Annotated in this window: 15 protein-coding genes; 11 read left to right on the top strand and 4 right to left on the bottom strand. The window is 65.4% G+C overall.

The window, feature by feature from the left end; genetic code table 11:
• Window positions 1-3: 3 nt before the first annotated feature.
• Window positions 4-525, bottom strand: a complete 522-nt coding sequence (locus NMD1_RS02655) for a MarR family winged helix-turn-helix transcriptional regulator (RefSeq protein WP_158453870.1) — start codon at window positions 523-525, stop codon at window positions 4-6.
• A gap of 256 nt (window positions 526-781) precedes the next feature.
• Here NMD1_RS02655 and NMD1_RS21150 point away from each other — a divergent pair, with 256 nt between their 5' ends.
• Window positions 782-1,210 carry a DoxX family protein gene (locus NMD1_RS21150; RefSeq protein WP_158453871.1) on the top strand — a complete coding sequence of 143 codons (429 nt, stop codon included), beginning with the start codon at window positions 782-784 and terminating at the stop codon, window positions 1,208-1,210.
• Between the two features lie 40 nt (window positions 1,211-1,250).
• Here NMD1_RS21150 and NMD1_RS02665 read toward each other — a convergent pair whose 3' ends face one another.
• Window positions 1,251-2,030, bottom strand: coding sequence for an enoyl-CoA hydratase/isomerase family protein (locus tag NMD1_RS02665; RefSeq protein WP_125953512.1), 780 nt, complete (start codon window positions 2,028-2,030; stop codon window positions 1,251-1,253).
• Between the two features lie 213 nt (window positions 2,031-2,243).
• Window positions 2,244-2,930 carry a helix-turn-helix domain-containing protein gene (locus NMD1_RS02670; RefSeq protein ID WP_125953513.1) on the bottom strand — a complete coding sequence of 229 codons (687 nt, stop codon included), beginning with the start codon at window positions 2,928-2,930 and terminating at the stop codon, window positions 2,244-2,246.
• A gap of 128 nt (window positions 2,931-3,058) precedes the next feature.
• Here NMD1_RS02670 and NMD1_RS02675 point away from each other — a divergent pair, with 128 nt between their 5' ends.
• From NMD1_RS02675 to NMD1_RS02715, 9 genes are all read left to right on the top strand, one after another.
• Window positions 3,059-5,056: a serine hydrolase gene (locus NMD1_RS02675; RefSeq protein WP_125953514.1), complete on the top strand. Its 1,998-nt coding sequence runs from the start codon at window positions 3,059-3,061 to the stop codon at window positions 5,054-5,056.
• Window positions 5,056-6,066 (top strand): dipeptide epimerase, encoded by a 1,011-nt coding sequence (locus NMD1_RS02680; RefSeq protein WP_125953515.1) that lies wholly within the window; start codon window positions 5,056-5,058, stop codon window positions 6,064-6,066. The genes NMD1_RS02675 and NMD1_RS02680 overlap by 1 nt, the downstream gene beginning before the upstream one ends.
• A complete protein-coding gene (locus NMD1_RS02685; protein ID WP_125953516.1) occupies window positions 6,063-7,352 on the top strand; it encodes a peptide MFS transporter in 1,290 nt (429 codons plus the stop codon). The genes NMD1_RS02680 and NMD1_RS02685 overlap by 4 nt, the downstream gene beginning before the upstream one ends.
• A 133-nt stretch (window positions 7,353-7,485) precedes the next feature.
• Window positions 7,486-9,756 (top strand): TonB-dependent receptor, encoded by a 2,271-nt coding sequence (locus NMD1_RS02690; protein ID WP_125953517.1) that lies wholly within the window; start codon window positions 7,486-7,488, stop codon window positions 9,754-9,756.
• On the top strand, window positions 9,743-10,807 hold the full coding sequence (locus NMD1_RS02695; RefSeq protein ID WP_375600784.1) for a DUF1611 domain-containing protein: 1,065 nt from the start codon (window positions 9,743-9,745) through the stop codon (window positions 10,805-10,807). The genes NMD1_RS02690 and NMD1_RS02695 overlap by 14 nt, the downstream gene beginning before the upstream one ends.
• Complete coding sequence (locus NMD1_RS02700; RefSeq protein ID WP_125953518.1) at window positions 10,804-11,937, top strand: hypothetical protein; 1,134 nt, start codon at window positions 10,804-10,806, stop codon at window positions 11,935-11,937. Before NMD1_RS02695 ends, NMD1_RS02700 begins: the two co-directional genes overlap by 4 nt.
• Window positions 11,934-13,514, top strand: a complete 1,581-nt coding sequence (locus NMD1_RS02705; RefSeq protein WP_125953519.1) for a serine hydrolase — start codon at window positions 11,934-11,936, stop codon at window positions 13,512-13,514. The genes NMD1_RS02700 and NMD1_RS02705 overlap by 4 nt, the downstream gene beginning before the upstream one ends.
• Before the next feature lie 158 nt (window positions 13,515-13,672).
• On the top strand, window positions 13,673-15,292 hold the full coding sequence (locus tag NMD1_RS02710) for a DUF1800 domain-containing protein (protein ID WP_125953520.1): 1,620 nt from the start codon (window positions 13,673-13,675) through the stop codon (window positions 15,290-15,292).
• Window positions 15,293-15,296: 4 nt separating this feature from the next.
• Entirely contained in the window at window positions 15,297-16,520 is a 1,224-nt protein-coding gene (locus NMD1_RS02715) for a DUF1501 domain-containing protein (protein WP_233497309.1), read from the top strand.
• Window positions 16,521-16,541: 21 nt separating this feature from the next.
• On the opposite strand, the gene NMD1_RS02720 is transcribed toward NMD1_RS02715, so the two are convergent.
• On the bottom strand, window positions 16,542-17,438 hold the full coding sequence (locus NMD1_RS02720) for a helix-turn-helix domain-containing protein (RefSeq protein ID WP_125953521.1): 897 nt from the start codon (window positions 17,436-17,438) through the stop codon (window positions 16,542-16,544).
• Window positions 17,439-17,587: 149 nt separating this feature from the next.
• On the opposite strand from NMD1_RS02720, the gene NMD1_RS02725 reads away from it, so the two are divergent.
• Complete coding sequence (locus NMD1_RS02725) at window positions 17,588-18,781, top strand: cytochrome P450 (protein WP_199558048.1); 1,194 nt, start codon at window positions 17,588-17,590, stop codon at window positions 18,779-18,781.
• Window positions 18,782-18,898 lie beyond the last annotated feature (117 nt).

An 18,898-nucleotide genomic window follows, 5' to 3' on the forward strand; every position in this document is an offset into this window, starting at 1 on the left:
CTCCTATGGGAGGGTCATTTCGATCGACAGCATCAGCTTGCGCAAGAAGGCGTTGCCATTGGCGCGGGCCGATGCGGACAGGCCGTTCATGAGCGCGGATTCCACCGCGGCGAACTGTTCCATCGCCGCCATCGCCAATTCCTTGCCCGGCGCAGTCAGCTCTATCAGCATGGAACGCTGATCGCTGGGATGGGCGCAGCGGCGGATAAGGCCGCGCGTTTCAAGCCGGCGTGCCACGCCGGTGAGGCCGCCCGACGTTACAGGGACATAGCGCCCCGCCAGATCGCTGGGCGCGCAGCGATAGGGCGCGCCGCTGCGCATCAGCCCTGCCAGCAGGCGGAATTCGTTGTCCGAAAGATCGTGTTGATCGAGAATCTTGCCCACGCCGGCGCGCAGCCGGTCGTCGATGCGGGCAATCCGCGCCGCAATCGCACGGACATCGCGGTCCAGCCCCGGAATGACATCCGCCCATTCGTCCACCAGCGTATCGACCGCCGCGTCCAACCGCTGTTCGTGGCTGGCCATTTGCAGTTTGGCTTGCTCGGCCGGGCTGGTTGATCTGGCGCGGGGCTTGGTCGGAAGCGGCTTGGCACTGGATTGCATGATTCTACCAACGAAGGGCCGGCCGGTTCATCCGGCCGGTGCGGGATCGCCACGGAAATGGCCGTTTTCCAGACGATGCGCAATCACCCAATGGCGCCGCGGTGCAATTCCGCTGGCGCTTGAATGCGGCCGGATTTATCTTAGTACTAAAGCAATAAGGGACGGGAGGAAGAGGACCATGGCCGCGACGGACAGCATTCGCAAAGCGCTGGAAAGCACGGTGTTCCGATCGCTGGGGGCATTGGTGGCCCGGCTGCTGCTGGGGCTGCCATTCGTGATTTTCGGCGTGATGAAATACGCCAACATGGGCAGGATGACCGCGTACATCGAGAAGGGCGGTCTGCCGGGGGAGGTGATCTATCTGGTGATCCCCTTCCAGATTCTGTGCGGGCTGGCGGTGTGGCTGGGTGCGGCTACCCGCTGGGCCGCTTTTCTGCTTGGCGGCTTCTGCCTGGTGGCGGCTTCGCTCTACCACAACAATCTGGCAGACCCCGGCGAACTGGCCTTCTTCACCAAGGATTTCGCTACCGCCGGCGGCTTTTATTTTCTGTGGCAATCCGGCCCGGGCCGCTGGTCGATCGATGGTTGGCTGCAACGGCTCGAGTAGAACATGGCATGTCGCGGCGGCACAGGCCAGGGCGTTACTCTTATCGCCGCTGCCAGCGCCCCGGCCGGCGTTCCGCGACCGCCTGTACGCCTTCCTTGAAGTCCGCGCTGGCGAACAGCGCGATCTGTTCGCGGCATTCCCGTTCCGTCTGCGCGGCCACCGCATCGGCAAGCCCGTGGCGCAGCGTGGCGCGCGTGGCTTCTACCGCGAGCGGCGCGCCTTCGGCGATCTCGGCGGCAAAGGCGAGGGCGGCTTCCGCCAGGTGCTCGGCGGGCACTACCTCGTCCACCAGGCCCATGGTCGCGGCTTCGGCTCCGGTGTATCGGCGGCCGGTGTAGAACAGCTTCGCGGTGTTCTGATGGCCGATCACGCGCGGCAGGATATGGGTCAGCCCGAAGCCGGGATGGATGCCGATCTTGACGAAATTCCCGGCGAACCGGGCGTCTTCCGCCGCAATCCGGAAATCGCCCACCATGGCGAGGCCAAGCCCTCCGCCAATGGCGGCGCCCTGAACCGCGACAACGATGGGTTTGCGCGTCCGGAACAAGCGGACCGCCTGGCGATAGAGATCGCCCGGATCGGCCAGTTCGCCCTGGCCAGACCCTTCGCGGCCGGAAAAGCTCGCGCCGGCGCAGAAGACCTTGCCTTCGGAACGCAGCAGGACCGCGCGCAGATCGTCGGTACGATCGATTTCCTCCAGCGCATCGGCTAGCGCATTGATCAGATCGACATCGAAATAATTGAGCGGCGGGCGCGAAAAGCTGACGATCGCGACGGCATCCTGCGTGGTGATGGTGACGCCATCGAACACGGTCTTCATGCGTTTTCCTCTCACGTTCCCGGCGTGATGGCCGGGCTTCTTCGAATCCTGGCCACCGCAAGCCGCACGGCCTTCGTCCGATGGCGGATACAAGCGTATCGCGCAATGACAGGCGCGCACTCGCGCGCGCATATTTTACATAATCTCTATTATCACCGTTATGGACGCCTTCCGGGACCGGCGCCAAGGCCCGTTTCCATCCGGCCGAAACCTCTAGAGGCGCGGCAAAGCCATGGCCTTGCGGGATTGCCGCTTCTCGGGCGCGCCACCGAGCTGTTCCTCGTGAATGTCGAGCAGGGAATCCAGCAGCTCGGCATCGCTGCTCGACATCACGCCAAGCACCTCGGCCTCATCACAGCCTTCCGCGGCGAGATAGGCATGGCCCATGCTGGAATCGATGTAGAGCGATTCCCCCTCGTTAAGCACCATCGCGTCATAGAACTCTGTCACGACCACCACGCTGCCACGGACCACATAGACGAACTCTTCGCCCGCGTGGCGCACGAGATCGCCGAACTGTTCCAGCGTCTTGGCACGGATCTTGGTGATCGCCGGGATCATGCGCTTCCGCCGCAGCTCGGTGCAGAGGTAGTAATAGTCGTAATTGGGCGTTTCGACGCGCAGCGCTTCGTTCAAGAGACCTTTGCTGCGCCGGGCGGTGACCTGCGCGGCCGGCGTTTCCTCGTGGCTGCTTTCGGCGAACAGTTCGGACATCCGCAAGCCAAGCCGCTGGCTGATCTGCTGCAGCTTGTCGTAGGTCAGCGTAAGCCGATCGTGTTCGACCTTCGACAAGGTGGAGACCGGAATGCCCGCCTTCTCGCTCATTTGCTTGAGCGTCCACCCGTTACGGCTGCGCAATCCGCGTACCAGCGCGCCGAGTGTGGGAGTAGCTGCGGACATCCGGACGATCCTTATTCGTTGACTGATTTTCCAATCAGGATAAAGTAATCCCAATTGGAGCATTTGCACACTGTACTGGTCTGGCGTGGCCAGAGCAATCCCGGTGAGCATCAAGGGAGTTCAGGATCATGCGAACATGGCGCAAGGCCATCGTCGGCGGACTTTTGTTGCTGTGCGGCGGTGGGTTGATCCAGGGACAGGCCCCCTCTCCCACTGTCGCTGGCGCGGCACCCCAACCCACGGCGCAGCCGGCGCCGGCCGTGCTCACCAAATCGGACGTGGATACCTGGCTCGATGGCTATATGCCGCAAGCGCTGCGTAGCGGGGATATTCCCGGCGCGGTGGTCACCGTGGTCAAGGACGGCAAGATCCTGACCGCGCGCGGGTTCGGCTATGCCGATGTCGCCACGCGCAAGCCGGTCGATCCCGAACGCACGCTGTTCCGGCCCGGCTCGGTATCGAAGCTGGTCACCTGGACCGCGGTGATGCAGCAGGTCGAACAGGGCAAGATCGACCTGGACCGCGACGTCAACGCCTATCTCGATTTCCGGATTCCGCCGTACCAGGGCAAGCCGGTGACGATGCGCCAGCTGATGACGCATACCGGTGGCTTCGAGGAAACCGGCAAGGGCATCATCTTCTACGACAAGAAGTGGGACATGCCGCTGGGGGATTACCTGAAGCGCGCCATCCCCGTGCGCATCTTCGCGCCCGGTTCGACCCCCGCCTATTCGAACTGGGGCACCGCCCTCGCCGGCTATATCGTGCAGCGCACCTCGGGCGAGGACTTCTTCGCCTATACCGAAAGTCACGTTCTGGGTCCGATCGGGATGCGCCAGTCGTCGATGCGCCAGCCCTTGCCCCAGCGGCTCGTGCCCGACATGTCGATTGGCTACAAGGATGGCAAGCCGACCGAGGGCTTCGAGATTCTGGGGCCGTGGCCGGCGGGTTCCCTGTCCGCATCGGGCACGGACATGGGCCGCTTCATGATCGCCCACCTGCAGCGTGGCGAGATCGACGGCCAGCGCGTCCTGAAACCGGAAACGGCGGACATGATGCACAACAGCCCGCTCGCCAAGGTGGACCCCTTCTCGCTGGTCCCGCCGCTCAACCGTATGGAACTCGGGTTCTTCGAAACCAACGTCAACGGGCGCGAGGTCATCGGGCATCTGGGCGATACCGAGGCCTTCCACACCTCGCTGCACCTGTTCATGAAGGACGGGATCGGCTTCTACGTCTCGTTCAACAGCGGCGGGCGGCAGGGCGCTTCGGGCGACCTGCGCAACGCGCTGTTCATGGATTTCGCCGATCGCTACCTGCCCTATGCCGGCCCGGCCGACGGACGCGTCGATGCCGCAACGGCGAAAGAACACGCGAAGATGATGGCGGGCAGCTGGGATGCGAGCCGCCGGTGGCAGACCAACTATTTCTCCGTGGTGAACCTGCTCGGCCAGTTCAAGGTCGCCACCGATGACAAGGGCGAGCTGGTCATTCCCGGCCTGAAGGGGCCGAACGGCCGCCCGCGCGAATGGGTCGAGATCGCGCCCTTCGTCTGGCGCGACAAGTTCGGCCATGATCGCCTGGCCGCCAAGGTGGTGGACGGCAAGGTCGTCCGCTGGTCGATGGACTTCTTTTCCCCGTTCGAAGTGTTCGATCGCGTTCCCGCCAGCCGGTCGGCCACGTGGATCCTGCCGGCGCTCTACGCCAGCCTTGGCGTACTCGTGCTGACGCTGATCGCCTGGCCATGGGGCTGGTTCACGCGGCGGCGCTACAAGGCGGCTTTTGGCCTCGAACGCGGTGCTATCAAGGCATACCGGGCGGTGCGCGTCGTCAGTGCCGTATCCGTTGCCGTGCTGATCGGCTGGGTCGTGGCCTTCTCGCTCCTGCTGGAAAGCGCCAGTTTCCTGGCGGGCGGGCTCGATCCCTGGCTGTGGGTATTGCAGATCCTTGGCCTGATCGCGTTCTTCGGCGCCGTGCCGATCGCTGCCTGGAATGCCTGGCAGGCGTGGAAGGGCAAGCGCGGCTGGTTCAGCAAGCTGTGGGCCGTTCTTTTGCTGCTCGCCTCGCTGATGGTGCTCTACTTCGCGGTCACCTTCGGGCTGGTGGCGATGACGGTGGCCTACTGATGGCCGCTCTCACGCTCACGGTCGCGACCGAGACGCTGCGGCTGGCGCAACCCTTCCGCATTGCGGGCCACGTGTTCGAATGCTCCGAGGTGATTGTCGTAACCCTGGACGATGGCGATCACACCGGGCGCGGCGAAGGCGGCGGCGTGTTCTTCCTGGGCGATGACGTTCCTCATATGCTTGCCGGAATCGCGGCGGCGCGGTCCGCTATCGAAAGCGGGATCGGGCGCGAGGAACTGCGCACGATCATGCCACCGGGCGGCGCGCGCAACGCGGTGGATTGCGCGCTGTGGGAACTCGAAGCGAACCGGGCGGGCGTGCCGGTGTGGCAGCTTGCCAGGCAGTCCAGCCCGCGGGCCTTGCGGACGACCTTCACGCTCGGCGCGGATACGCCTGCGGTCATGGCGCAAGGCGCGGTGAACTATGCGGAAGCGCGCGCGATCAAGGTCAAGCTCACCGGCGATCTGGACCTCGATAGCGCGCGGGTACGGGCCATCCGCGCCGCGCGGCCTGATGTCTGGCTGGGGGTGGACGGGAACCAGGGCTTTGCGGCGGCCGATCTCGGACCGCTGATCGAAGTGCTGGTCGCCGAAGGGGTTTCGCTGCTCGAACAGCCGGTGGCGCGCGGATACGAGCGCGATCTGGAGGGGCTCGCCTCGCCGGTTCCCATCGCTGGCGACGAGAGCATCCTCTCGCTCGAGGACATCCCGGGCGCCGTCGGGCGCTATCAGGTCGTGAACATCAAGCTCGACAAGTGCGGCGGGCTTACCGAAGGCCTGCTCATGGCCGAAAAGGCGCGCGCCCTCGGTCTCGACGTGATGGTGGGCAACATGGTCGGCACCAGCCTGGCGATGGCGCCGGGCTTCGTCCTGGGCCAGCTTTGCGATGTCGTCGACCTCGACGGACCGACCTTCCTCGCCCGCGACCGGGTGCCGGGCGTCACCTATGCCAACGGCGATATCTTCGCCGACCCGGCCGTGTGGGGATCGGGCGCGCCCGTCGCCGCATGATGCCGGAACAGACCTGGTTCGGGCAGCCGCGCGGGCTGACCGTCTTGTTCCTGACCAACATGTGGGAGCAGTTCTCGTACTACGGGATGCGGGCGCTGCTGGTCTATTACATGACCAAGCAGCTCCTGCTGGGCCAGGCCCACGCGTCGTTCATCTACGGCACGTACACCGCCGGCGCCTATTTCACCCCGATCCTTGGCGGGTTGATCGCCGACCGTGTGCTCGGCAAGCGCCGGGCCATCGTGCTGGGCGGCGCGATCATGTGCGCCGGGCACTTCATGATGACCTTCGAGCCGCTGTTCTATGCCGCGCTCGCCACGATCGCGATCGGCAACGGCCTGTTTCTGCCCTGCCTGCCAAGCCAGGTCGGCGATCTCTACAAGCCCGGCGATCAACGCCGTGGCTGGGCCTACAACGTCTATTACGTCGGCATCAACATCGGCGGCTTCCTGGCGCCGCTGATCTGCGGCACGCTGGGCGAGGTCTATGGCTGGCATTACGGTTTCGGCGTGGCCGGGATCGGGATGGGTCTGGGGCTGGTGATCTACCTGTCCGGCCAGCGCCACCTGCCCCCCGAACGCAAGCCCGCCCGCGCCACCGAGACGCGGCCGCTCGCATTCGATCCGAAAGTGGCCGCCGTCCTGCTCGGCATCGGTCTGGCGGTAACGCTGTTCCGCTCCGCCTACGAACAGGTGGGCAACACCGTTGCCCTGTGGGCCGACAGCGGGATCGATCGGAGCGCGGGCAGCCTTGCCATACCGATGACGTGGTTCCAGTCGCTCAATCCGCTGTTCGTCATGCTGCTGACCCCGCCCCTTCTCCACTTCTGGCGCCGCCGGGCGGAAGCCGCGGGCGATACCGCGCCGCTACACCGCATGGCGATGGGCGCATTGATCGTCGCCGGTGCCTACGCGATGCTCGCCACCATCGCCTGGACGACCGGACCAGCGCGGGCCAACTGGATGTGGCTTGCCGCGTTCTTCCTGATTTTCACCTTCGGCGAACTGTTCATCCTGCCGACCGGTCTGGGCCTGTTCGCGCGCCTCGCGCCTCTGAGCCTTGGCGCGACTACCGTTGCGGCTTGGTTTTTCATCACCTTCACCGGCAGCCTCAGCGCCGGCGTGGTCGGCACGTTGTGGAGCCGCCTCGCTCCCGCGCCGTTCTTTCTCGTCCTTGCCGGGCTGGCCTGCCTGTCCGCCCTGCTCCTGCGCCTTCTGAGCGCCCCGACAGAGACGATCGAACAACGGACAGCGCAGAATGTGCGCAAATCGGCCGAAATGGATTGACAGTTTTCCTATTGAGACAATAACGTCCTTATCAGGATAATAATGTCACGCGGCGTTCTGGACGGGTTTGGGGTTCACATAGGGCCCTTCCGGCACGCCTTGTCCCAACGGACCCGAATTCGGGAGGAATACCATGAGACCAGCTCGCACCACCTTGCTGATGACCGCTTGCCTGGCGGCCATCGCATCCGGCCCGGCCCTGGCGCAGTCGGCGACCGATTCGGACAAGGGCACGTTCGGCGACGATGAAATCGTCGTGACCGCGCAGAAGCGAGAACAGACCTTGATCGACGTGCCGCAATCGATCTCGGTAGTTTCGGGCGACCTCCTCGAACGGTCGCAGGCCAACAACTTCCAGGACTTTCTCAACCACGTCCCGGGCCTTCAGCTCAATCAGGCCACGCCCGGCGCGGGCCGTCTGGTGCTGCGTGGCCTCAACACCGGCGGCGTCGCCTCGACGGTGGGTGTCTATGTCGACGAAACGCCGTTCGGCTCGTCGACGGCCCTCGCCAACGGCGCGGTGCTGGCCGGCGATTTCGATACTTTCGACATCGCGCGCGTCGAAGTGCTGCGCGGGCCGCAGGGCACGCTCTATGGCGCCTCCACGCTGGGCGGCCTGATCAAGTACGTCACCAACGCGCCCAAGCTCGGCGCCACCGAAGGCGCGGTGCGCGGCGCGGCGGAGGCGACCAAGGGCGGCGCGATGTCGTACCACGGCAACGCCATGATCAACCTGCCACTGGGCGAGACGCTCGCGTTCCGCGCATCGGGCTTCTACCACAAGAACGGCGGATGGATCGATTCCATCGGCACATCGGGCACGTCGTTCGCCAGCCCGGTCACCTCAGACGTCGCCAGCAACATCAACGACTCCAAGGTCTATGGCGGCCGCGCTTCGCTGCTGTTCAAGCCGAACGAGATGTTCGACGTCCGTCTGACGGCCTATCTCCAGAACATCCGCGCCAATGCGGACTCGTCGGTGGAGAGCGATCCGGCCACGCTGCGCACGCTCTATGGCCGCCCCACCCAGTCGCAGTTCTCGCCCGAATTCACCAATGTCAATTATCGGGTCTACAGCGGCACGATCACCGCCGACCTCGGTTTCGCCACCCTGACCAGCGCAACCAGCTACGCGACGCAGAAGCAGACCTTCCGCGACGACGCGACGTTCAATCTCAGCGGCATCGTGCAGGCATTGCTGGGCGCGCCGGCCAACGATTTCGTGCTCAACCAGAAGGTCAACACGCGCAAGTGGACGCAGGAATTGCGGCTCGCCGGTGCGGTCGGGAACAGCCTCGATTGGTTGATCGGCGGCTATTACAACGATGAAAAGGGCCTGCTGCTGCAGGACTACGCCGCCTATACGCCGGGCACGACGACGCCGATCGTCTTCCCCTTCGTGCTGGGCCATGTCGACCTGCAATCCAAGTACAAGGAATATGCGGGCTTCGCCAACCTGACCCTGCATCTCGGCACCATGTTCGATATCGATTTCGGCGGGCGCTATAGCCACAACAAGCAGGTCGCCAGCCAGGCGGCGAGCGGCGTCCTTGCCGGCAATGTGCCGGTCAACAGCAACCTGCGCTCGTCCGACAACGTCTTCACCTATTCGGTGGCGCCCAAGTTCAAGATCAGCGAGCGCGCGACGCTCTATGCCCGCGTCGCCAAGGGCTATCGTCCGGGCGGCCCCAACGTGATCGCGCCGAACGCCCCGGCGGGAACCCCGTCCAGCTTCGATCCGGACACCGCCGTCAGCTACGAAGCGGGCTTCAAGGGCGAGACGGCGGATCGCAGCCTCGGGCTGGACCTGGCGGTGTTCCATATCGACTGGGACAAGATCCAGCTCCTGACGGTGGTCAACGGCTTCGGTGTGAACATCAATGGCGCCGGCGCAAAGAGCCAGGGCGCCGAATTCACCCTGACCATGCGGCCGACCAAGGGCTTCGTGGTTTCGTTCAACGGCGCCTATACCGACGCCAAGCTGAAGGCGGACGCGCCAGCGCTGGTGGGCGGCCGCAAGGGCGATCAACTGCCGTTCACGCCGAAGTATGCCATCTCGCTCAACAGCGATTACGACTGGGATCTGGGCGGAACCACCAAGGCCTTCATCGGCGGTTCGCTGCGCTATCTCTCCAAGCAGAGCGGCAGCTTCGACGCCGCCTTCCGCGCCGCCAACGGCCGGCAGCGCCAGCTTCCTTCCTACGCCACCGTCGATCTGCGCGCGGGCCTGGATTTCGGTAAGTTCGGCATCGAGGCCTACGTCCGCAACCTGACCGATACGGAAGGCAAGACCTCGACCGGCGCGCTTACCGCGAATGGCTTGCCATTGAACCCGGGCGGGGCGATCATCACCGGCGTTATCCGCCCGCGCACATTCGGACTTTCGCTCAGTGCTCAATACTGAATTTCCACTGGCCGCCGAACCGGCCGCCAAGGCGTCGGGCAGCCTGACGCTGCCCGGCCCTTACCTGCTCTTTCTCGGTGACACGACCGAACCGGGATTTGCCAAGACCGCGTTCGGATTGCGTGACTGGGCGCCGGACCGCTGCGTCGGGGAATTCGTGCTGCCGGGTGCGGCAGTATCCACCGGCCTTCCACGGCTCGAACTGGAGCAGGCCTATGCCCGTGGCGCCCGTGCATTGCTGATCGGCGTCGCCAGTCCCGGCGGGGCAATCCCGCCGCACTGGGTGCCGAGCTTGCTCGCCGCGCTGGAGGCCGGGCTCGACATCGTCGCCGGCATGCATGTGAAGCTGAACGCCATTCCCGAACTGCGCCGCCTGGCCGAAAGCAACGGCCGCCAGCTTGTCGATGTTCGCACCCCGCCCGAGGGCGTTGGTGTGGCGACCGGCCGCAAGCGTTCGGGCCGGCGCCTGCTGACCGTTGGCACCGATTGCGCGCTCGGCAAGAAATACACGGCACTGGCCATCGCCCGGGGGCTGCAGGAGCGCGGGCTGGATGCCACGTTCCGGGCGACCGGGCAGACCGGGATCATGATCGCGGGATCGGGTATCCCGATCGACGCGGTCGTGGCCGATTTCGTCGCCGGTGCCGCCGAGGCGCTGACTCCCGCAGCCGATCCGGCGCATATCGACGTGATCGAGGGCCAGGGTTCGCTCTATCACCCCGCCTATGCGGCAGTATCGCTCGGCCTGCTTCACGGCAGCCAACCCGATCTCTTCGTCGTCTGCCACCAGCCTGGTCGCGAACGCATCCTCGGCATGCCCGACTATGCCGTTCCGGCGATCGAGGATGTCATCGCGCAGACGATCGCGCTGGGCCGGCTGACCAATCCGGCGATCCGCTGCGCCGGTGTCAGCCTCAACACTGCGGGCATGAGCGAGGACGCGGCGGCAGCGGAAATCGCCGCCGTGGCCGCGCGTCTAAGCCTGCCCGTTGCCGATCCGATCCGCGGCGGCATGGCGTTCGAGCGCCTGCTCGACGCCTGCACCGGATGAGCCAAGCCGCTCCGGAGAGCTGGTTCAAGCGGCTCCTCCTGCCGGGGCTATCGTTCAAGGCCGTCGTGATCGGCGGGGGCTATGCCACCGGGCGCGAGATCGCCGAGTTCTTCCTGCCGGCCGGCGCCTGGGGCGGGATCGCCGCGATCGCGCTGGCAACGGCGATCTGGAGCGCGGTTTGCGTGGCGACGTTCCTTGTCGCCCGTGCGGCGCGGGCGCGCGATTATCGCGCCTTCTTCAAAGTGCTGCTGGGCCGTGGCTGGATCCTGTTCGAGATCGCCTATGCGTTGTTCGTGATGCTGCTGCTCGCGGTGTTCGGCGCGGCGGCGGGCGAGATCGTTCACACCGCCGGCCTCCCGCCGATGGCCGGTACGGTTGCGCTGATGGCCGGCATCGCCGGCTTCGCCGCCTTCGGCAACACGGCTGTCGAGCGGCTGTTCACCTGGGTTTCGGTGCTGCTCTACGGCGTCTATGCGGTGTTCCTCGTCCTCGCGCTGTCGAGCTTCGGAGACCGCATCGCCGCCGCCTTTGCCCAAGGCGCGCCGGCCGGTCACGGCTGGTTTGCCGATTGGTTCGGGGGCGGGCTGACATATGCCAGCTACAACATCATCGGCGCGATCGTGATCCTGCCGGTCACCCGCCACCTCGCCAGCAACCGCGACGCGGTGATTGCCGGGGCGATCGCCGGGCCGCTGGCGATGCTGCCCGCGTTGATGTTCTTCGTGTGCATGGCCGCCTTCCTGCCCGGCATCGCCGGCGAGGCGCTGCCTTCGGACTTTCTGCTGCGCCAGCTTGGCCAGCCCCTGTTCCATGTGCTGTTCCAGCTGATGATCTTCTCCGCGCTGCTCGAAAGCGGCACGGGTGCCGTCCATGCGATCAACGAGCGCATCGCCGCAGCCTGGCGGCACAACCGCGGCGCCCCGCCGACGGTACCGTTGCGGGCCGCGATCACGATCGCGCTGCTGGTCCTGTGCATGGTGGTGGCCGACCGCGTCGGACTGATCGCGCTGATTGCCAACGGCTATCGCGCGCTCGCCTTCGTGCTCCTTGCCCTTTACATCCTGCCGCTGCTGACGATCGGTCTCTGGCGGTTCCGCAATGGCCAGCTCGCCCCAGGAGAAGCCCGATGAAACGTCTGTCCCTGCTGGCAGGGCTTTGCCTTGCCGCTGCCGTTCCCCACGCTGCCCTTGCCGCGCCGCCGGCAGACATCGACGCGCGGATCGAGGCAATCCGCCAGTCCTCGGGCACGCCGGGCATGGCCGTTGCCATCGTCGAGAACGGCAAGGTCGTGCTCGCCAAGGGTTATGGCGAACGCCGGCTTGGCGCGCCCGCGAAAGTGGACGCGGACACGATTTTCATGATCGGTTCGACCGGCAAGGCCCTGACCGCCGCCGCGCTCGCCACGCTGGTCGATGCCGGCAAGATCGGCTGGGACGACAAGGTCATCGACCACATCCCCGATTTCCAGATGTACGACGCCTGGGTCACGCGCGAGATGACGATCCGCGACCTTCTGGTGCATCGCAGCGGGCTGGGGCTGGGAGCGGGAGACCTGCTCACCGTGCCGCGCGGCGCGATCTCGCGCGACGACCTGATGCGCCGGCTGCGCTACATCAAGCCGGCAACGAGCTTTCGCAGCGGCTATGCCTACGACAACATCCTCTACGGCGTGGCGGGGCTGCTGATCGAGCGCGTCAGTGGGCAGACCTGGGAAGATTACATGAAGGCGCATGTCTTCGCGCCGGCCGGGATGCGCGATGCGGCGGCCGACTTCAGGACGCAGACCTCCGCGCCCAATCGCGCGCAGCCGCATGGCCGGGTCGGCATGGTGCGCGGCGATGGCCCGCAAGTGGTGCTCGACGAGCGCGACCAGCTGGGCCGGGCGATGGCCCCGGCGGGCCTGATCGCGATGAGCGCCAACGACATGGCGCGCTGGTTGCAGATCCAGCTCGCCGGCGGCGCGCTGCCCGAAGGCGGCCGCCTGTTCAGCGCGGCCGCCGGCAAGGAGATGTGGTCGCCGGTCACGCCGATCCCGATCACCCCGGCGCCCCAACCGATCGCGGCGACCACGCCGACGTTCGATGCCTATGCGCTGGGCTGGGAAGTGCGCGACTACCACGGCACGCGCATCGTCTGGCACGCCGGCGGGCTGCTCGGCTTCACCTCGATCGTGTGCCTGATCCCCGAGAAGAACGTCGGTTTCGCCATCGAGGTGAATGCCGAGGAGAGCGAGCCGCGCCACGGGCTGATGTACGAACTGATCGATCATTACCTGGGCCTGCCCCGGCAGGACTGGCCGCAGCGCTTCCACGACTATCGTGCCAAGCGCATCGTCGATGCCGTTGCGGCGATGAAGCAGGCGGCGGCCACGCCGGCGCAGGTTGGCCCTTCGCTACCGCTCGATCGCTATGCCGGGACCTACAGCGATCCCTGGTATGGCAAGCTCGCGGTGGGTTCGGACGCCAAGGGGCTGACGGTCCGTTTCGTGCCCACTGCCGGCATGAGCGGGCGCCTTGTGCACTACCAGTACGATACGTTCATCGCCCAGTTCGACGATCCGGGGATCGAAAAGGCCTATCTCACCTTCCAGCTCGATGCCGACGGCAAGGTATCGTCCATTTCCGCGAAGCCAGTCTCGCCCATCGCCGATTTCAGTTTCGATTACAAAGACCTGCTGTTCACGCCCGCGCCCGAACCGCGCAAGTGATCGGACAAGCCGGTTCCGTAAGATGCTGCGGTAACAAACTGTAATATATTATCTATTTGATGAAATATCGGTCATCGGCATGACCGTTCCGCACTATTCATCTCCGTGCAAGGACGCACGGATCATGGAACCGTGACGATACGGAACGGAGCCACCCGATGCGTCGCTCGCTGCTCGGACAGAATTTGGCCGCCCTTGCCCTGGCGCTGGTCGCAAGACCGGCGCTCGCCGAGGACAAGCCATCCCCCGATCTCGACCTGGCCATGGTTAACCGGCTGGCCTGGGGGGCAACCTCAGCCGAGGTGCAGCGCATGCGGGCGATGGGTGCGGAAGCCTGGTTGCAGGCGGAGCTGCATCCACCCGCTTCAGAACGATTGCCCCCCGCAGCCCAGGCAATGGTCGATGCCTTGCCGATGCGCGGCCAAAGCACCGTCGCTCTGGTGCGCGAATTCCGCGAACAGGTAACAGCGGCGAAGGCGGCGCAGGCGACAATGTCGCCGCCGGGTCAAGGCGTTGCCTCCGACGGTCCGGCCGCTTCGAACCCGATGCAGGCCGGGCCATCCGGTACCACGGCGACGCAACCCCCGGCCCCGCCCACCCCGCAGGAAGTACGTCGCGACTTGCTCGGCGATGCCTTCAAGCAGGACCAGACCCGGCTGCTTCTGCGCGCGCTCTATGCGCCCAGTCAGTTGCGCGAGCAGCTCACCGCGTTCTGGCTCAACCACTTCAACGTCTATACCGACAAGGCTGAAATCCGTCTGTTCGTGGGGGACTACGAGGATCATGCCATACGTCCCCACGCCCTCGGGCGCTTCCGCGATCTGCTGGAGGCGACACTGCGCTCCCCGGCCATGCTGCAATATCTCGACAACGCGCAGAACGCCAAGGGTCGCATCAACGAGAACTACGCGCGCGAAATCATGGAACTGCACACCATGGGCGTGGGCTCGGGCTATACCCAGAAGGACGTGCAGGAACTCGCGCGCATTCTGACCGGGGTGGGCATCGTCAACCCCGATCGGCCGGAGCGACCGAGCCCCACCAATCCCGCGGCGATCCGCGATGGAATGTTCGCCTTCTATCCCGCCCGCCACGATATGGGCGACAAGGTCTTTCTCGGCCATGTCATCAAAGGGTCCGGCTATGACGAGGTGCGCCAGGCGCTCGATATCCTTTGCGCCCAGCCCGCCACCGCCCGGCATGTCTCGCGCCAGCTGGCGCAGTATTTCGTCGCCGACAGCCCTCCCCCGGCGCTGATCGAGCGGATGGCGGCCCGCTGGGCGCAAAGCGGCGGCGATATCGCCGCCGTGCTGGACCTGCTGTTCCACAGCCCGGAGTTTCGGGCCTCGCTTTCCCGTCCGCTGCTCAAGGATCCGCAGCACTTCGTCCTCTCGGCGGTAAGGATGGCTTACGACGACCGGGTGATCGCCAATACGCAGCCGATCGCGAACTGGCTGAACCGGCTGGGCCAGCCCTTCTACGGTCATCTCACCCCGGACGGCTATCCGCTGGAACGCACCGCGTGGAACGGCCCGGGGCAGATCGAACAACGATTCGAGATCGCGCAGGCGATCGGCACCGGCTCTGCCGGGCTGTTCAAGGGCGAGGCGCCGTCGGCCACCCCGCGTCAGGCCTTTCCGGTGTTGCAGGGCGCGCTTTATTACGGCGGGCTCGACAAGCAGTTGTCGCCGGCCACGCGCGCCGCGCTGGATCAGGCCGCCAGCGCGCAGGAATGGAATATCCTGTTCCTCGCCTCGCCCGACTTCATGGGGAGATAGCACCATGACCACCTTTCCGTTTTCCCGCCGTGATCTGCTTGGCGCCGGTCTGGCCGGCGGAGCGCTGATGGCCAGTTCGCGCGTTCTGGCGGTGCCCGCGCTGGGATCGCAACGCCTGCTCGTGGTGTTTCTGCGCGGCGCCTACGATGCCGCCAACATCGTCGTTCCCGTATCGAGCGATTTCTACTACGCCGCGCGACCCACGATCGCGATCGCCCGTCCCGATCCGGCCAATCCCAAGGCCGCGCTGCCGCTCGATAGCGACTGGGGCCTGCATCCCGCACTGGCGGAAAGCCTCTACCCGCTCTGGCAGAAGCGCCAGCTGGCGTTCGTACCCTTCGCCGGCACCGACGACATGAGCCGCAGCCACTTCGAGACGCAGGATACGATCGAGCTTGGCCAGCCCCTTGCGGGCAGCCGGGACTATCGCTCGGGCTTTCTCGGGCGGCTTGCGGCCACGGTAGCAGGATGCCATCCGATCGCGTTCAGCAACCAGGTGCCCATCGCGTTCCACTCGGCCAGTCTCCAAGTGCCGAACCTGGCGGTGAACACCGTCACCAAGCCCAGCTTCGACGCGCGGCAGCAAAAGCTGATCGAGGCCATGTATGCCACGCCAACGGCACAGGCCCTGGCCCCGCAAGTCGCGGTGACCGAAGGGTTCAGCGTGCGCGAAGACGCCTATGGCGCGTTGCAGGACGAAATGGCCAAGGCCAGTCGCGGGGCGATCAACCCGCGCGGTTTCGAGGCGCAGGCCCGGCGCATCGCCGCGCTGATGCAGGACCGCTTCAACCTCGCGTTCCTCGATGTCGGCGGGTGGGACACGCACACCAACCAGGGCGCTGCCGATGGCGCACTGGCCAACCGGATCGGCGATCTGGGGCGGGGCCTGGCCGCTTTCGCCGAGGCCAGCGGGCCGCAATGGACCAATACCACGGTGATCGTCATTTCCGAATTCGGCCGCACCTTTCGCGAAAACGGCAACAAGGGCACCGATCACGGGCATGGCAGCACCTATTGGGTGCTGGGCGGCAATGTGCGGGGCGGACGCATGGTCGGCCCGCAAGTGCGCGTTTCGGCCGACACGCTTAACCAGCAGCGCGATTTCCCCGTTCTGACGGATTATCGGGCGATGCTCGGCGGCATTTTCGCGCGGGTCTATGGTCTCAGCGCCCGGCAGGTGGCAGCGGTTTTTCCGGAAATGCCGCCGGTGGACCTGGGCCTCGTTTGACCGACATTCCGTGCCATTCCATCACCGTTCCAACCCTTCCCACGCCCTTTGCGCGCGGAATGCGCTGGCCGTTTCGCCGGTGCGATTCTTGAAGAACCGGGCGAAATAGGCGGGATCTTCGAAGCCCAGACGATGCGCGATCTGCGCCATGCCCATTCCGGTAAAGGCCAGAAAGCGCATCGCTTCCAATGCCAGGCGATCGTGCAGGATATCGCCCGGGGACTTTTCCACGACAGCCCTGCACGCTCGCGTCAGGGTCGATGAGGTGACGCCAAGGGCGTGGGCGTACCGCTCGATCGGCCAGTGATCGCGATACTGCGCTTCGATCATTCCGCGATAGCGGGCCACCAGAACCGCGCGGCGGTCCTTTCCGGCATCCTGTGGCAGGGATGCGGCCAGCGTTTCGCCCAGCGTGGCGAGAACGAGGCCAAGCTGCGCGATCAGCGCCGGGGTGGCGCGAAGCCCCTGCTCCAGCCGGTCTGCCATATCCGCGAGCAGCCAGCTCAGCCGGGCGCGTTGCCGGTCTTCCGTCTCCAGCGGGATCACGCGCAGGCCGCCGCCATCGAGACCCAGTCCTTCCAGCAGACCGGCGATGCGCGGATCGTGCAAAAGCGCGATGGCCATGGAAAGGACCCAGCCTTCAGCCGCGACAGCAAAGCGAAAGGCGTGAACGCAGCCGCTGGGCACGATCATGCAGGCCGGCGCCGCGATCTTGCGCGCCGAACCATCGCTGGCGACATCGACAGTTCCGGTTTCGATCATCAGCACTTGCGCCATGCCGGGATGGCTGTGCGGCGCGATGGTCCAATCGTGCAGGCTGGAGCGATCGGCAATCCGCTCGATATGGACAAACTCCGGACCGATGGTGCGGCCATCCTCGCCATAGAGCGTGAACCGCTTCACTTCCTTGCCGCGCATGACAGGCCCCTTCCTTCACCAAGATGGCCAGAGTGCGCGAAATGTGCAAGAAATTGCCGTAAAGCTGCGTGGCAGCGGCGATCCGCGCGGGGCATGATGCGGGCCTGTGCCACAAGGCACGAGAGAAGTTGCCGAGAGAGGATAGCGCGATGAACGATACCCCGGTGATGGAGCGCGCGGCGTTCCGTTTCGACCCTTATTCTCCCGCGATCGATGCCGATCCATTTCCCGCCTACAAGACGCTGCGCGACGAATACCCCTGCTTCTGGTCGGAAGAGGCGGGAATGTGGGTGCTGTCGCGCTATCAGGACGTCTTGAACGCCCTGCAGGACTGGCGCACCTACAGTTCGGCCAAGGGAAACCTGGTCAACGAGTTTCCCGGCCGTGCCGGGGCCACGCTGGGCAGCAGCGATCCACCGCGCCATGACCGGCTGCGCGCGCTGATCCAGTCCGCCGTGACGAAACGGGCGCTTGAGCACATCATCGAACCGACGCGCGCCTCGTGCCGCAAGCACCTGGCCGCGCTGGAAGGCAGGCCGGTGTTCGATCTGGTCAACGATTATACCGGCAAGGTAACGGTCGATCTCCTGTTCCACCTTTTCGCGCTTCCGGCCGAAGGGGCGGACCAGGTCCGCGACAATGCGGTGCTGATGGTGCAGACCGATCCCGTCACCCGGCAGAAGACCGAGGCGCATCTCTCGGCGTTCCGATGGATGGCCGACTATGCCGAACGGCTGGTGCAGGCGCGCAAGAAGGCACCGGGCGACGATCTGCTGTCGAACTTCATCACCGCCGAGATCGACGGCGAGAAGCTGCTCGACCGGGAAGTGCAGTTGACGGTGACGACGCTGATCATGGCCGGGATCGAAAGCCTTTCCGGCTTCATGGCGATGTTCGGGCTGAACCTGGCGGACTATCCCGAAGCGCGGCGCGCGCTGGTCGCCGATCCGGCCCTGATCCCCGATGCGATCGAGGAATCGCTGCGGTTCAATACATCGGCCCAGCGGTTCAAGCGGTGCCTTACGCGCGATGTGGATCTGCATGGCCAGACGATGAAGGCCGGAGATTTCGTAATCCTGGCCTATGGCGCCGCCAACCGCGACGAACGCATGTTCGAGAACCCCGATGTCTATGACATCACCCGGCGCGCAAAGCGGCATCTGGGTTTCGGCGGCGGCGTTCACGCCTGCCTCGGCTCGATGATCGGCCGCCTGGCGACGCAGATCGCCTACGAGGAACTACTGGCGCGGATACCGGAATTTGCCCGGACGCAAGCCGTGCTGGACTGGGTGCCCTCGTCCAATTTCCGCAGCCCCAAGGCCCTGCCGCTGACGCGCGGCTGACGCCGTTGTCAGCAACTTGCAATTCATGCAAGCCGAACCCCGTTCTTCGCACTTGCAGGAAGGTGGTCAGACCGCTTTAGAGAACGGGCCTTTCAGGCATCCTCTCCCAAACTTTCC

This window comes from Novosphingobium sp. MD-1 (genome assembly GCF_001014975.1).
Classification (GTDB): domain Bacteria; phylum Pseudomonadota; class Alphaproteobacteria; order Sphingomonadales; family Sphingomonadaceae; genus Novosphingobium.